General features: G+C 75.2%; 13 protein-coding genes. 5 read left to right on the top strand and 8 right to left on the bottom strand.

What is annotated here, in order from left to right; translation table 11 throughout:
- Positions 1–33: 33 nt before the first annotated feature.
- The gene (locus IE332_RS26785; RefSeq protein WP_189921150.1) at positions 34–1,404 is read left to right on the top strand and encodes an SUKH-4 family immunity protein; all 1,371 of its coding nucleotides are present in this window, start codon (positions 34–36) and stop codon (positions 1,402–1,404) included.
- 13 nt (positions 1,405–1,417) lie between these two features.
- Here the strand turns inward: IE332_RS26785 and IE332_RS26780 are convergent, their stop codons facing one another.
- The 3 genes from IE332_RS26780 to IE332_RS26770 form a co-directional block, all read right to left on the bottom strand.
- Positions 1,418–2,299, bottom strand: coding sequence for an N-acetylglucosamine kinase (locus IE332_RS26780; RefSeq protein ID WP_189921148.1), 882 nt, complete (start codon positions 2,297–2,299; stop codon positions 1,418–1,420).
- 62 nt (positions 2,300–2,361) lie between these two features.
- Positions 2,362–2,958 carry a DUF1349 domain-containing protein gene (locus IE332_RS26775; RefSeq protein WP_189921146.1) on the bottom strand — a complete coding sequence of 199 codons (597 nt, stop codon included), beginning with the start codon at positions 2,956–2,958 and terminating at the stop codon, positions 2,362–2,364.
- Between the two features lie 273 nt (positions 2,959–3,231).
- Positions 3,232–3,918: a macro domain-containing protein gene (locus tag IE332_RS26770; RefSeq protein ID WP_189921144.1), complete on the bottom strand. Its 687-nt coding sequence runs from the start codon at positions 3,916–3,918 to the stop codon at positions 3,232–3,234.
- Between the two features lie 262 nt (positions 3,919–4,180).
- Between IE332_RS26770 and IE332_RS26765 the strand changes: the two genes are divergently transcribed.
- A complete protein-coding gene (locus tag IE332_RS26765) occupies positions 4,181–5,800 on the top strand; it encodes an ADP-ribosyltransferase domain-containing protein (protein ID WP_189921142.1) in 1,620 nt (539 codons plus the stop codon).
- Between the two features lie 134 nt (positions 5,801–5,934).
- Entirely contained in the window at positions 5,935–8,130 is a 2,196-nt protein-coding gene (locus tag IE332_RS26760) for a HelD family protein (RefSeq protein WP_189921140.1), read from the top strand.
- 61 nt (positions 8,131–8,191) lie between these two features.
- Here the strand turns inward: IE332_RS26760 and IE332_RS26755 are convergent, their stop codons facing one another.
- From IE332_RS26755 to IE332_RS26735, 5 genes are all read right to left on the bottom strand, one after another.
- Positions 8,192–8,770: a phosphatase PAP2 family protein gene (locus tag IE332_RS26755; protein WP_229928935.1), complete on the bottom strand. Its 579-nt coding sequence runs from the start codon at positions 8,768–8,770 to the stop codon at positions 8,192–8,194.
- Complete coding sequence (locus tag IE332_RS26750; protein ID WP_229928934.1) at positions 8,763–10,265, bottom strand: diacylglycerol/lipid kinase family protein; 1,503 nt, start codon at positions 10,263–10,265, stop codon at positions 8,763–8,765. The genes IE332_RS26755 and IE332_RS26750 overlap by 8 nt, the downstream gene beginning before the upstream one ends.
- Positions 10,266–10,732: 467 nt before the next feature.
- The gene (locus tag IE332_RS26745; protein ID WP_189921138.1) at positions 10,733–11,575 is read right to left on the bottom strand and encodes a universal stress protein; all 843 of its coding nucleotides are present in this window, start codon (positions 11,573–11,575) and stop codon (positions 10,733–10,735) included.
- Positions 11,572–11,772 (bottom strand): DUF302 domain-containing protein, encoded by a 201-nt coding sequence (locus IE332_RS26740; protein ID WP_189921136.1) that lies wholly within the window; start codon positions 11,770–11,772, stop codon positions 11,572–11,574. The genes IE332_RS26745 and IE332_RS26740 overlap by 4 nt, the downstream gene beginning before the upstream one ends.
- A 96-nt stretch (positions 11,773–11,868) precedes the next feature.
- The gene (locus IE332_RS26735) at positions 11,869–13,167 is read right to left on the bottom strand and encodes an SGNH/GDSL hydrolase family protein (RefSeq protein WP_189921134.1); all 1,299 of its coding nucleotides are present in this window, start codon (positions 13,165–13,167) and stop codon (positions 11,869–11,871) included.
- A 144-nt stretch (positions 13,168–13,311) separates the two neighbouring features.
- On the opposite strand from IE332_RS26735, the gene IE332_RS26730 reads away from it, so the two are divergent.
- Together IE332_RS26730 and IE332_RS26725 are read left to right on the top strand one after the other, a co-directional pair.
- Complete coding sequence (locus IE332_RS26730) at positions 13,312–13,791, top strand: multinuclear nonheme iron-dependent oxidase (protein WP_229928933.1); 480 nt, start codon at positions 13,312–13,314, stop codon at positions 13,789–13,791.
- On the top strand, positions 13,784–14,464 hold the full coding sequence (locus tag IE332_RS26725; RefSeq protein ID WP_189921132.1) for a hypothetical protein: 681 nt from the start codon (positions 13,784–13,786) through the stop codon (positions 14,462–14,464). The genes IE332_RS26730 and IE332_RS26725 overlap by 8 nt, the downstream gene beginning before the upstream one ends.
- Positions 14,465–14,711: the final 247 nt, after the last annotated feature.

The raw sequence follows: 14,711 nt of genomic DNA, 5'->3' as shown, positions 1-14,711 counted from the left end.
CGTCCGTCGGATCGGCGGGGGAGGAGGGGCGCGGTGGACGAGACAGCGGTGGACGAGACAGGCGTGGAGACGACGCTGATCAGGGAACTGCCCGCCGGGCTCACCCACGGGCCGAGCCGTGAGCGGCTGGCCGCCGGGGGCCTGCCCCGCTCGTTCGCGCACCTGGACCTGGAGGCGTCCTGGTACGAGCCCCTGCGGACGGCCGCCACCTGGTACGACGGGCTCCGGGACGGCGAGGTGGCCGAAGGCCTGATCGTGCTGGGCGAGGCGCGCTACGAGGACCCGTTCGGCCACAACCTCGCGGACGTGCTGCTCGACGGGGCCTCCGGGGAGATCTACCTGGCCTGCCTGGACAAGGACGGGGCCCTGCGGCGGGACTTGCTGGCCAGTGGTCTGGAGTCCCTGGTCGCGCTGATGATCGAGGTCGAGGCCGTCACGGCCGGCGCCGCCGAGCCGTACGAGGCGGATGAGGACGACGCGGAGGATGACGAGGAGGACGGGGAAGGCGAGGAGGGCGGGTCGCGGGAGGAGTTCGAGCGGCGCGGGCCGGGGGCGGTCGCCGAGGCCGCCAGGATCTCCCTGGAGCGGATGCACCGGGCCGATCCGGAGCTGTTCCGGCGGACGGACGGCCGGCCGGCGCACTGGGAGACGGCGATGCGGGTCCGGGCGCTCGCCTGGGGAGCACTGGAGGGCGAGCCCGGCGGCCTGCGGTACACCATCGACGCGTCCCTGGTCGAGGAACTCGCGGCGCTCACCGAGGGCACCGTCCGACGCTTCCACGAGGACGACCTGCCGGCGGTGCTCGACCACCTCCCGACCCGGCGGCTGCTCACCGGGATCGGCCTGCCGGTTTCCGCGCGGGGAGTGTTGCGGGTCGATCCGGCGGGGCCGCTGCGGACGATGGCGGAGACCTTCCCGGAGGACTATGAGCCCGATGACTGGTCCGACTGCTCGGACCGGTCGGACCGCTCGGACCACTCGGACGACTCGGACGACTCGGACCCGTCGGACCCCGGCGACGCGGAGGACCTCGACCGGGCCTACCAGGGCGAGTTCCTGGCCCTGGGGGACTGGCTGTACGACCTCACCGTCGCGCTGGACGGTGCCACCGGCCGCCTTGAGCTCCCGGGCTGGTTCGACGACGGAGACCCCGCCGCCTACCTGCACCAGGACCTCTCGGCGATGCTCTACCTGGTCTGGTCGTACGAGCGCCTGCGCGCCGACCGGCGCCGGTGGGACGGCCGGCCCGACCCGGCACCTTGGGCGGCCTTCGACCCGCGGGCGCTGCTGGATGCTGCGGCGGAGGACGCGCTGCGCGTGCTGGACCCGGAGGCCTTCGCGTCGGAGACGCACTTCTGGCCGATACGGATCGACGACGGGCACATGGGAAGCCTGCTGGAGTAGCGGTGGCAGGTGGTCAGCCGGTTCGGTGGGCGCGGCGTCCGGCGAGCAGGGCGGCGGCGGTGGCCGCGTCGGTGGTCGGCAGCTGTGGGGTGAGGTCGGCGAGGTGACGGAGGAGGTGGCCGCGGATCGGGCCGGGTGAGGTGGCGACCGAGCCGGTGAGGACCAGGGGTTCGGCGGTGACGGCGGTGGCGCGGACCAGCGCGGCGAGGTGCTCGGCGGCGGTTCGGGCGATCGCGAGCGCGGCGGTGTCGCCGGCGGTGGCCAGTCGGGTGACCAGCGGGGCGAGGTCGGCGAGCCGGCGCGGCGGGCCGGCGTAGGCCCAGCGCAGCAGCCGGTCGGGGGAGTCGACGGCGCAGTGGGTGCGGACGGCGGTGCCGAGCGGGCCGTCGGGGCTGGCGTGGGCGTGCCGGAGCGCCTCCCGGCCGAGCCAGAAGCCGCCGCCCTCGTCGCCGAGCAGCCAGCCGAGCCCGCCGCTGCGGGCGAGCGTGCGGTCGCCGTCGAGGCGGACGCAGATCGTGCCCGTGCCGGCGATCAGGACGGTGCCCCGGCCGTCGGTGACGCCGCCGGAGGCCAGGGCCGGGACGGTGTCCGGGACGAGCCGGACCGGGCAGTGGAGGCCGAGCGCGGTTCGGACCCGCCGGGCGAAGCCGTCCGGGTCGGGCAGCGCGCGGTACCCGGCGAGGCCGATCAGACAGGCCGCGACCCGGGCCGGATCACGGTGACCGAGCGCGGCCGAGGCGGTGGCGGCCAGGGTGGCGACCGTGTCGTCCTGGTCCGGCCCCGCGGGGTTGGCACCGCCGCTCGCGCCCCGGCCGAGCAGGGTTCCGGCGGTGTCGAGGAGGGCGGCGCGGGTGCGGCTGCCGCCCGCGTCGATACCGAGGAGGAAGGTGGTCACGGCGGCGGCTCCGGTGGACGGAGGAGGCTGAGCACGGAGTTGGGCGCGGGGTTGGGCGGTGGTCAGTCCGCCAGGTGCAGCGTCATGTCCGCCGGCCCCTGGGCGAAGCGGGTGAAGCGGACCTGCAGGCCGTCCCGTTCGGGTGAGGCGCAGAACGGTCCGGCTGCCGCCGGTGCGGCGGGCGGCAGCGGGGCCAGCCGGACCATCCGCCAGGGGCTGTCCTCGCAACGGGCGCGGACCGTCACGGCGTCCCCGCTGCGGCTGGCTCTGACGGTGACTTCTCTGCCGTGCCATTCGGGGACGGGGGCGAGCGACCAGTCCGAGACGCCGCGGGTGACGACCGCGCCCAGGTGGGGGAGGCCGTCGCTCATCTCGACCCCGGCCTTGATCCAGGTCTGCGGGTCGACCCGGATCAGCAGGCCGGCCTGGTCGTACAGGGCGGCGAAGTCGGCGACGAAGGTGACCTCGGTCGCGCTGCCGACCGGGAAGGCGGTGAGCAGCGCGTGCCCGTCGTCGCGGACGAAGCCGTAGCTGGTGGTACGCCAGAAATCGCTGCGGCCGCGGGCGGTGACCAGGAGGTCGGTGCCGTCGGTCCGCGCCCGCTCGGGCTGGTTGAGCCAACTGCCCTCGTGCCAGGCGATGTCGCGGGGCGGGTGCATGGGAGGCCGTCCTTCCGATGTTCCAGCCGGTGGCAACAGGTGGCTGAAATGGTTTGCAGAAAGGCCATTCAACACCCGCCCGGGTGGGCTCGGGGGAGGTTTGTCAGGGCTGCGGCAGGAGGCGGATCGGGTCGCCCTCCTCGCCGTCCTCGCGCTCCGGCGCCTCGATCGCGCGGGCGGCCCCGGTCGGCGGGAGCGTGCCGCCCACCGAGCGGGCGCAGTGCCGCCCGGGACGGCGCGGTGATGCGCCCCGGGGCGGGCCGTGGTCGGTCGTCAGGCCCGGCGGGTCGGCGAACTCCGGCGGGCGGGCGGGGAGATGCGGACCCGCTCGGTGGCGGGCGCCCGCTCGATGTCGTCCAGCTGGGCCAGGATGGTGGCGCGCAGGTCGTCGTCGTCCTCGAAGTGGTGGTCGTCGAAGAGGGTGAGGCCCGACCACATCAGGTTGGCGCAGACCCGGGCCGGCACCCGGCCGGTCTGGGCGCCCATGCCGACCAGGGCGACGGAGCGGATGGAGCCCGGCTCGAGCGCGTTCTGCCGGTGGACCGCCTGGAACGCGGCGGCGCAGGCCAGTGCCACGTTCAAGGTCTCGCTCACGTTCTGCGAGGAGGTCCGCATCGTCGGGGCCGAGATCAGGAACGTCGGGTTGACGGCGCCGGACCGGACGCACACCGCGCTGCCGACCGGGAGCGAGCCGGCGTGCCCGTCGCGGATCGCCTTCTGCACCCGCAGCTGGATCCCGGCGCCCAGGTGGCGCTTGATCGCCGCGTCCGTCCCGCCGTCCATCCGGCCGCGGGCGTTGGTGGGGCTGACCCAGGCGTCGACCTCGGCGGTGAGGATCGAGGCGTGCCGGATCTCCACCCCGGGGGTGTCGGCGAAGGCCGCCCGCCAGGACTCGACCACCGTGGCGTTGAGGTCGGTCAACACGACCTTGAGCGGCGAGTGCGCGCGGTCCGTGGTCATGGCGGGGCTCCTGTCGGTCGGTGCGGTTCCTGCTGACACCGACGAAGCTAGCGGGGGCCACTGACAATCCGTCCGGGTCCCGCGCGGACCGTCGGAGCGGGCCGGATTGTCAGTCCTGCCTGGTAGGACTGTGGTGTCCGGCAGGGGAGCTGACGGTTCGTCACCTGCGTTCCGCCTGCTCTCCGTCCGTCATCCGTTGCCATTCGTCTGCCATTCGTACGGTCCCGACCAGTCGGGCCGCCTCTCACCTTGGGGCACCACCATGAGCGCTGTCGACACTCCCTCCACCCAGCCCGACCCGAACGACCCGCTCGCCCTCACGGAGCTGTTCGCGGGCGGCGGCGAGCCGTGGCTGCCGCTGCTGAAGCCGGTCATCGAGGCCCAGCCCGGCGCGGCCTCGTTCATCGGCCCCGGCCGCGGCCCGGACGTCGTCCCCGTCCGCGAGCTGACCTTCCAGGCGCTCAAGCCGCACGCCCCGGACAAGTGGAAGGTCGTGGTGTTCGGCCAGAACCCGTACCCGCGGCCGGAGAGCGCCACCGGCATCGCGATGTTCGACAACACCTTCCACGACTGGAAGGACAGCAAGTTCGGCCGGGTGGTCAGCATCCGCTGCATCATCAAGGCGGCGGCGATGTGGAAGTACGGCATCCCCAAGAAGACGCCGATCGCCGACATACGGGCGCTGCTGAAGGAGCGGGAGACGGTCCAGCCGCCGGAGTGGTTCCAGGCGATGCTCACCCAGGGCGTGCTGCTCCTGAACGCGGCGCTGACCGCCAGCAGTGACGGCGCGATGGGGCCGGACCAGCACACCGCGTTCTGGCGGCCGGTGGCCGAGCGGATCGTCGAGGAGATCCTCCGGGCCAAGGAGCAGGCCGCCGAGGAGGACCGCTACGTGGTCTTCGCGTGGTGGGGCGCGCACGCGCGCAGCCTGAAGAACGTCGTGCTGCGGCTGCAGAAGAAGTACCCCGGGGTCGAGGTCCGGCACATCGACCACGCCAACCCGGCGGCCCAGGGCGACATCTTCTGCGACGGCGAGCACTTCGCGACGGTGAACTCGGCCCTCACCGCGCTCGGTGCCGAGGAGGTCGACTGGCTGCCCAGCGCCGGGTGGAACGCGAAGGCCGACGGGGGCGGCGCGGCGGACGGCGGGGTCGCCGAGCGGATGGGCGCCTTCATCGCCTCCACCATGGAGCTGCACCAGCTCTACCTGGACCGCCTCGCGAGCGTGAAGGACGAGGGTCTCGTCCTGCCCGCCATCACCGGTGTGTTCGACACCCCGCTGATGGGCTTCCGGGAGGCCGCGGCCCCGGTCGCCGAGGTGCTGCGCGGGCTGGACCGGCACGTCACGCTGTCGCACGAGTTCGGCAAGCGGCGGGCGGACGAGGCGGCCGGCGCGCTGTCCGCCGACGAGATCGCCGCGCTGTACCTGTACACCTGCGAGTCGGCGTTCTACCGGGAGATCAACGCCGTCCTGCGATCGCCCGACCGCGCCCGGCTGGTGCCCTACCTCCCGTACCTGCGGCTGCTGTTCGCGGCGGTGTCGCGGCTGCCCGTCCGCACCGAGCCGCTCTGGCGCGGCGTCTCGCTGGACCTGCGCCGGCAGTACCCGCTCGGCCGGACGGTGACGTGGTGGGGCGTGTCCTCCTGCACCTCCAAGCTCGGGGTGGCGCAGGGCTTCCTCGGCAGCCGGGGCAAGCGGACGCTCTTCGAGGTGCGCCCCGCCCGGGCCGCGGGCATCCAGAAGTTCTCGGCGTTCACCGGCGAGGAGGAGTTCATCCTGCTGCCGGGCACGCAGCTGGAGGTCACGGACGTCCGGGCGGAGCGCGGCGGGCTCTGCACCGTGACGCTGACCGAGCTGGCGGAGGCGCCCCTGGTGTCCTGAATCGACGGGTCCGCTTCCCTCTCGGCGGCCGGCGCCATCCAGAAAGCGTAACTGAGTTAGATGTTTTACTTGGTTCAGTTATGCTGGATGGTGAGCCACAGGCGATCCCGTTGCGAGGAGAGGGGATGCGGACGATGACCTCGGAAGCCCATCAGGCGGTGCCGGAAGCCCGGCCGCTCGACGACGAGCTGCGCCGGGAGCGGACCTACGTCGAGACCTGCCGGGCGGCGATGGCCCGGCAGGTCGAGGACGCGGGCCACCAGGTCGTCGCCGGAGCGGACGTCTCCGGCGACGGCGCCAGCGCGGAGGCGCTCGGCCGGTACCTGCGCACGCGCGCCAAGCGGATGAAGGAGCTGCCGGAGAGCCCGTCCTTCTTCGGCCGGCTCGACTTCGCCGACACGGCCGAGGCCGGGGACCACCGACGGCAGCGCTACTACGTGGGCCGCCAGCGGATCTCCGAGGACCCGACGGTGCCGCCGCTGGTCGTCGACTGGCGGGCCCCGGTCTCCCGGGCGTTCTACCAGGCGAGCGCCCACGCCCCGCACGGGCTCGCGCGCCGCCGCCGGTTCGGCTGGGCGCCGTGGAGCCTCGGCCGGCCCGAGGAGCTCACCGGACTGGAGGACGAGTCCCTCGACGGTGCCGGGGCCGCCGCCGGGGCCGGACCGGACGCCGGCCCCGGGGAAGGCGCGGCGGGCGGCGGTCGGGGCGGGAGCGGCCCGGGCGGCATCCTCGCCGCCGAGATCGAACGGCCGCGGACCGGCCCGATGCGGGACATCGTCGCCACCATCCAGCCCGAGCAGGACGAGCTGGTGCGGGGCGGGCTGAGTGAGTCCGTCTGCGTGCAGGGCGCGCCCGGCAGCGGCAAGACCGCCGTCGGCCTGCACCGTGCCGCGTACCTGCTCTACAGCTTCCCGCAGCGGATCCGGCGCGGCGGCCTGCTGGTGATCGGCCCCAACCGGACCTTCCTCCGCTACATCGCCGAAGTCCTGCCCGCGCTCGGCGAGATCGACGTCACCCAGTGCACCGTCGAGGACCTCGTCGCCGGCCGGCCGGTCACCGCGACCGACGACGACCGGGCCGCCGCTGTCAAACAGGACGCGCGGATGGCGACCGTGCTGCGCCGGGCGCTCTACGGGCGGATCAGGGCGGAAGGCTCGGAGCCGCTCGTCGTGCCCGACGGCTCCTACCGCTGGCGGGTGTCGCCGGACCGGCTCGACCGGCTGGTCGCCGAACTGCGCGAGCAGGCGCCCCCGTACGCGGTCGGACGGGAGAGCCTGCGCACCCGCGTGGTCGCCGTGCTGCAGGACCAGGCCGAGCGGCGGGCCGGCGTGATGCCCGGCGCCTGGACGCGGAAGACCGGCCGCTGCAAACCGGTCGCGGCCTTCCTGGAAGCCGCCTGGCCCACCCTGCGGCCCGAAGCGGTGGTCACCGCGCTGCTCGGCGACCCCGCCGTGCTCGCCGAGGCCGCCGACGGGGTGCTGAGCTCCGAGGAGCAGGCGGCGGTCCTGTGGCGCCGGCCGCCGCGCTCGGAGAAGAGCGCGAAGTGGTCCGAGCACGACCTGATGCTCCTCGACGAGGTGGCCGGCCTGATCGAGCGCCCGGCCGGCTTCGGCCACGTCGTCGTCGACGAGGCGCAGGACCTCTCCCCGATGCAGTGCCGGGCGATCGCCCGGCGCAGCGCCTTCGGCTCCCTCACCGTCCTCGGCGACCTCGCCCAGGCCACCGCGCCGTGGGCCGCCCGCAGCTGGCCCGAGCAGCTCGCCCACCTCGGCAAGCCGGAAGCCGCCGTGGTGCCGCTGACCACCGGCTTCCGCGTCCCGGCCGCGGTGATGGCGCTCGCGAACACGGTGCTCGGGGCGCTGGACGTGGACGTGCCGCAGGCCGTCTCGCTGCGAAGGGACGGCGAGTTGACGGTGCGGCGGGTCGACGGGGCGGGGCCGGACGGCGGTGGCGACGGGGGCGGCGAGGTGGGAGGCCCGGCGGGCCTGGGCGGCGCCGCGGTGGCGGCGGTGCGGGCGGCGTTGGAGCGCGAGGGCTCGATCGCGGTGATCACGGCGGACGGCACGGTGGCGCGGACCACCGAGGCCCTGCGCGCCGCCGGCATCGAGACGGCCACGGCCGAGCAGGTCGGCACCACGGCCCGGGTGAGCGTGCTGCCCGCCACGCTCGTCAAGGGGCTGGAGTACGACCACGTGGTCGTCCTGGAGCCGGCCGAGATCGTCGAAGCCGAACCGCGCGGCCTCCACCGGCTCTACGTCGTGGTGACCCGGGCCGTCTCGCGGCTGGACATCCTGCACTCCCGGCCGCTGCCCGCACCGCTCGGCGGCTGACCGTACCGGCCGACGCGCGGGGAGAGCACCGAACCGCCCGCCGGGCCGTTCACCGGGCCGTTCACCGGCCGGCGAGCCGCAGCGGAACGTGCACGACGGCCAGGGCCGCGACCGCCGCCGCGAAACCGAGGACCGCGCCCGCCGCGACATCGCCCGGGTAGTGCACGCCCGTGTGGACCCGGGAGTAGCCGACCGCCACCGCCAGCGCCCCGAGCGGCACCGCCGCCACGGGCAGCACCACGCCGACGGCCGTCGCGAAGGCCGTCGCCGACGCCGTGTGCCCCGACGGGAAGGACGCCGACTCCGGCATCGGCACCTGCCGCGCCACGATCACCCGGGCACGCTCCCGGTCCGGCCTGCGTCGGTGGACCATCCGCTTGCCGAACAGGTTCGCCGCCACCGAGGCCAGCGCGACGGCCGTGACCCCGACCACCGCCGCCTCCCGGGGCCGACCGGGCACCAGGGCCAGGCCCGCGGCGACGGTCAGCGAGATCTTCGAGCGGTCGGCCGCGCGGGACAGCCGGCGCAAGGCCGGGTCCAGGGCCGGGGTGGGGGTGGCGGCCACGGCCGCGTACAGCGCCCCGTCGACCGCCCGCAGATCGGCGAGGACGCCCGCCGGGGGGATGTTCCGCTCAGCCACGGGTCCGCCCCCCGGGCTCCCGCTCGGCCGGCTCCCGTTCGGTCGACTCCCGCTCGGCCGGCTCCGGTCCGCCGCGGCCGAAGGCCAGCGTGGCCAGCTGCCGCCAGTCCACCCGGGGCGTGGCCGACGCGACGCCAGGCCGGTCGCGCGGCACCAGCACCCGCAGCGCCCCCGGGCGCATCGTGCAGACCACCGGTGTGGGCATCCGCAACGCCTCGCCGTCCACGGCCACCGCGATCTCCCGCTCCCCGGACGCCACCTCGACCCGCCGCGCGGTCAGCACGGTCAGCCCGGTCGACTGCGAGCCCCGGACGGCCAGGTCCGCGGCCTGCGCCGCACCCTCCACCCGGACGCCCAGCACGCCCAGTTCACCGCTGTCGAGCCGAGGCCGGCGGCCACCGCCGTCCAGGCCGTCGGGGGAGCCGTACGGATTGTTGCTGACCAGTAGCGCCTGCTGGGCCGAGAGCGAGGCGGGCGCGGTGCCGTCGACCGTGGCGTCGACCCGCCGCACCCCCTCGCCGACCAGCAGGTCCGGCAGGAGGTTGAGCATGGTGCCCGCCTTGTCGTCGCGGTACTCGGGGCGCTGCACGATGTCCGCGTACACCCCGAAGGACACGGTGTTGACGAAGGCCCGGCCCGCGACCTCGCCGAGGTCGACCCGCAGCTCCTCGCCGTCGGTCAACGCGTCCAGGCAGCGCGAAGGGTCGTCCCGGTCGAGGCCGAGGTCCATCGCGAAGTGGTTGCGGGTGCCGGCGGAGACCACCAGGAACGGCAGACCGTGCTCGGCCGCGACCGCCGCGACCAGGGCCTGCGTGCCGTCGCCGCCCGCGACACCGAGCAGGTCCGCGCCGTCGGCCACCGCCTCGCGGGCGAGCTCGGCGACATCGGCGGGCGCCTCCGGGTCGAGCAGCACCACCCGGGCACCGAGCCGCTCCGCCCGCTCGACCAGCCCGAAACGGCCGACCTTCCCGCCGCCGGACTTCGGGTTCATGATCAGCACCGGCTGTCGGGGCCGCGGCGCGGAGGCCGTCCGTTCCGCCCTGGCCGGACGCGCCCGGCGCAGCGCCGCCCGGCCCAGGGCCAGGGCCGCGCCCCAGCAGAACACCAGCAGCAGCGCCGTCGGCCACAGGTCGTGGCGGGCGAACAGCACCAGGACGCCGACGGGCGCCGCGACCGCGAGGAACGCCCCGATCAGTCGCACCGGACCGTGGTGCGCCAGGAACCACCAGACACCGGCCGCCCAGACCACCAGCTCCAGGAAGCCGAACACCACCACTTCCAGGCCCCCGTCGCCCAGCGCGAGCAGCAGCACCACCACGGCGCCGGCCGCCGCCAGCAGCGCGCACCGCGCGAGCACCCGCGCGGACCCGCCGCCCGCCGGACCGGCCTGCCGCGTTCCGTCGATGTCGTCCTCCCTGAGCCGTGTCCCCCGCCGGTCGCCGCCGCGCGGCCCGGTCCGTGCCAGCAGCCTGCGCACTCCCGCCGCCGGAGGCATCCCGGCCAGTCTGTCCGGGTGAGCCCCACTCCGGCCACGCGAACCGCCGACGGGGTTCCGGGGCGGGCGCTGGTGAGGGGCGGGGCGCGGCAGGCGGGGCTGGAAGGGGGTGGGCCCAAGGCGGGGCGGGGCCCGAGGCTGTGGCGGGCTCAATGAGGGGTGGGGCAGACGGGCCGGGAGGGGGTGGGTGGCCGCGGGGGCCCGAGGAGGGGTGGGGCCGAGGCCGGGGCGAGGGCAGGCGGGCCGGGAGGGACAGGGCCCGAGGCTGGGGCGGGCCCAGGGAGGGGGGTGGGCGCGTAGCCGTGGCGGGCCCGAGGCGGGGCGGGGCCGAGGCCGAGGCGGGGAGGTGGTGGGGGCAGGCGGGCCGGGAGGGGCGGGGCCCGAGGCTGTGGCGGGCTCAAGGGATGGTGGGGCAGGCGGGCCCGAAGCGGGCCGGGTGCGTCCGGCGTGGTGGGGCCGGTGTGGGGTCAGTCGTGGGGGACGAGGGCGACGGGGCAGTGGACGTGGTGGATGGCGGCGTGGGCGACGGGGCCCAGGTGGGTGCCGAGGAGGGTGCGGCGGACGCGGCGGCCGAGGACGAGCAGGCGGGCGTCCGCGGCGGCGTCGACGAGGGTGACGGTGGCGCTGCCGCGGATCAGGTCGGTGGTCACGTCGACTTCGGGGCGGCGGGCGAGCCAGGGGGCCAGGAGGTCGGTGAAGCGGGTCCGCTCGACGGAGGAGAGTTCGGTCTGCAGGCCGCCGATGGCGTCGAAGGCCATGTACTCGCTGCCGACCGGCGGCGACCAGACGTGGACGGCGCGCAGCGGGGCGGAGCGCCGGGCGGCGGCCTCGAAGGCGAAGGCGAGGACGTCGTCCATCGGGTGGGCGAGGTCGAGGCCGACCAGCACGGGGCCGTCCGGTTCCTCCTCGCCGGCCCGGACCAGCACCACCGGGCAGCCGGCCCGGCGCAGCACCTCCTGGCTGACCGAGCCGACCAGGAAGCCGCGGACGGCGCCGAGGCCGCGGGAGCCGAGCACGAGCAGGTCGGCCCGGTCGGCGGCGTCCTCCAGGGCTTCGGCGGGGGCGGCGGCGACGTGCACGGAGGTCACCGGGACCTCGACGGTGGCGCGCAGTTCGGCTTCGCGGGCGGAGAGCAGTTCGACGGAGCGCTGGCGGGTGCCCGCGCCGCCCGCGGCGTCCCGTTTCGGCCACGGCCAGGCCTGGAGGAGTTCCAGCGGGCAGTCGCGGCGCTGCGCCTCGTGGGCGGCCCAGGTGCTGGCGGCGACGCTCTCGGGGGAGCCGTCGAAGCCGACGACGACGGGTCCGGTCATGGTCGGCCCCCTCGTCCGCGGAGGGTGTCGAGGGCGGGGTCGCCGGCGCCGGGGGTCTTCCCGCGCTTCTCGCGCGGGGTCGACCGGACGTCGCGGGTCGACCGGGCGCCGAAGCCCTGGTCCTTGAGCGCCGCGGTGACCGCCTCCACCGCCTGGGCGGAGGGGCGGTCGAGCCGTACACCGATGCCGTGGTCCATGGTTCCTCCCGGGGGGCGGGGGTCGCGGCCCCAGTATCGGGGGCCGCGGCGGCCGCCGCCTCCCGGGTCGGGCGGCCGCCGTCGGGCCGGCCCGGTTCAGCTCAGGGCGTCGAGGTCGATGCTGTCGGCGACGGCCCGGTAGCCGAGGGGGCTGGGGTGGAGGTGGTCGCCGCTGTGGTAGCCGTCCGGGATGGCGCCGGTGCCGTCGGGGTCGATCGCCCGGTCGAAGTCGGCCACCGCGTCGTACGTGCCCGAGCCGCGGATCCAGTCGTTGAGGTCGCGGCGCAGCCGGTCGGCCTCGGGGGTCCAGAAGGGGGCGCCGCCGAAGGGCATCAGGGTGGCGCCGACGGCCTTGACGCCGCGGGCGTGGGCGGCGCGGACGAGGGCGCGGTGGGCGTCGATCAGTCGCTGGAGGGTGACGGGCGGGTCGTCGCGGTCGACGCCGCAGATCTGGTCGCCGGTGCGGAGGATGTCGTTCATGCCGTGGGAGACGATCACCGTGCCGACGTTCGGCTGGTCGAGCACGTCGCGCCGGAAGCGGGACAGGGCGCTGTCCCCGGCGCAGGCGGAGTCGGCGAGCAGCTTGTTGGAGCCGATGCCGGCGTTGAGCACGGGGTGGGGCAGGCCGGCGGCGGTCAGCCGTTCGGCGAGCAGGTCGGGGTAGCGGTCGTCGCCGTCGACGGTGGCGCCGAAGCCGTCCGTGGTGGACTCGCCGAAGGCCACCACGGCCTTCCCGGCCGGCCGTCCGCCGGTGACCTCGATGCCGTCCAGGTAGTACCAGGAGCCGAAGCCGGGTCGGACGGCGTCGGTGAACGCGGCCGGGCCGGGGTCGCCGCGGTGGTCGCCGTCGGCGCGGTAGGTCGTGGTCATGGAGACCTGGTGGTAGGTGGCGGGGCCGGTGGGGCCGTCGAAGTAGAGGGTCAGCGCCAGGCGGTCGAGGGCGGCCACCGGGAGCGCGACCGGGTCGCTGAGGACCTCTCCGCCGGGCGGCACGGTGACCGAGTCGCGGTGGTCGAAGCGCAGCGGGCGCAGCGTGCCGGGGAGGACGGCCGCGCCGTCGGCGGCCCGGCCGACGTCGGCGCCGGTCAGCCGCAGCGGGGTGGTGCCGTAGGCGTTGGAGAGCCGGAACCGGACCCGGGAGCCGCCCGCGCTGAGCCGCACCACCTGCCGCACCGACTGGTGGTCGAAGCCCGCTACGGCCCAGGTCGCGAACCAGGGCGCGGCGGAGGGCCGCATCATCGGGGCGGACCACGCGCCCGACCAGCGCTGCGGGTGCGTGGCGACGGTGGTGGCGGGGGCGGCCGCGGCGGGGAGGGCGGAGGCGGCGATCGAGAGTGCGGTCAGGGCGGCGACGGACGCGGCGCGGGTGAGCGGGTGGCGGGTCCTTGCGGGCATCGGTGGCTTCCTCGGGTCGGTGATGGCTGACGGGTTCACAGGCCTTGACCCCTCCCGGCGCGGGAATGTGACACGGCCGCACCTCGGAGCAGCACGCGGCGACACGAGGCAGCGCGCACCGAGCCCGCCGAGCTGCAGGAGGCGGTGGAACTGCACGTCTGCATGGGGCTGAACGCGTGCAAGGGCCACGGCCGCGACACGTCGGGCGAGATGGCCGGCATGGGCGAGTGCGCCACCGTGTTCCACGTCTGTCACGGCGCCAACGAGTGCCGTGCGCAGGGTGGTTGCGGCTACTCGGGGTCGGACGCGGAGCAGGCCGTGCCGGGCGACCAGAACTGCCGCTGGAACGGCAGCTGCGCCAGTCCGATCAACGAGAGCCGGGTGCACGGCCACACCGATCTGGGCACCCACGTCATCGACACCCACGACCGGCCGGTCGCCCAACCCGTGTGGGAGCTCTACACCTTGGCGACCTCGCTGACCGGTCCGCAGCCGACCCTGCTCGAATGGGACGACCGCATCCCGCTGTTGCCGGACCTGCTCGCCGAGCTGGACAAGGCGCGACAGCGCGCGGCTGCGGGCACGGCTGCGGGCGCGGCTGCGGGCGCGGTGGTCCGTGGCTAGCGGGGCGGCGCCGGGTGAGGCGCAGCGCCGGCTCCAACGGGCGATCCTGGCCGGGCAGTCGGCCGGGCAGTCGGCCGGGATCGTCCGGGAAGCCAACGAACTGCTCGATCCTGCGGCGAAATTGACGCCATATCAGTGCCTGGAGGTCTACCGCCGGGGCTACCGGCTGCGGTTGCTGGAGGCGATGCGTGGACTCCCCGGCCTGGACGAGATGCCGCACTACATCAAGTTCAAGCGGATCGCGGACGGCGTCGAACCGATCGGCCCGGTCCGGCCGCTGCCCACGGATCCGAAGGCCGGCCTGTACGGCGAGGACGAGGCGGCCACCAGCATCAACACCCTCTTCAACGCGGTGTACTGCTATGTGCTGCACATGCTCGACGTCATCTACCGGACCCCGCGCGGCGACGTGAAGCCGGGCGCCACCAGCCCGCGCTACCACTACGAGCGGACCTTCATGTCGGCCATGCAGGGCATCCTCGTCACCCTGGCGGAGACCATGGCCGCCCTCCAGGTGCACCCGGCTCCCTGCCGATGGTCGTGCACGCGGGGCCGAGCTTCGAGTTCCACCGGCTGCCGGCGACCGGGAAGAAGCAGTACCTCCTGCGGCTGTGCGACGCGGCGATGGCCCACTTCCCGCATCTCGGCGGCGACAACAGCGTGCGCCGGCTGATCGGCAAGGTGCCCGACGCGGTGTGAGGGCGGCGCACCGGCGCCGGAAAGTCGCCGCATCCTCCAGGACGGCTTGAAGCGGTCCGGAAACACTGGCCGCCCCCGCGCTGGACGGGACGGCCGACAGGAGGCGGGCGTTGATCGCTCTGTGGACGGTTCTGAGGGGCCTGGGTGCCCTGGTGGGGTGGCTCTGGTCGGGGTTGCAGCTGCTCGGCGGGGCGGACATGTACGAGGCCGCCACGCGGGCC

The sequence above is a fragment of the Kitasatospora xanthocidica genome (assembly GCF_014656195.1).
In the GTDB taxonomy this organism is placed as follows: domain Bacteria; phylum Actinomycetota; class Actinomycetes; order Streptomycetales; family Streptomycetaceae; genus Kitasatospora; species Kitasatospora xanthocidica.
Note: the sequence above shows the minus strand (reverse complement) of the source record. Positions and strands in the feature narration are given on the sequence as shown.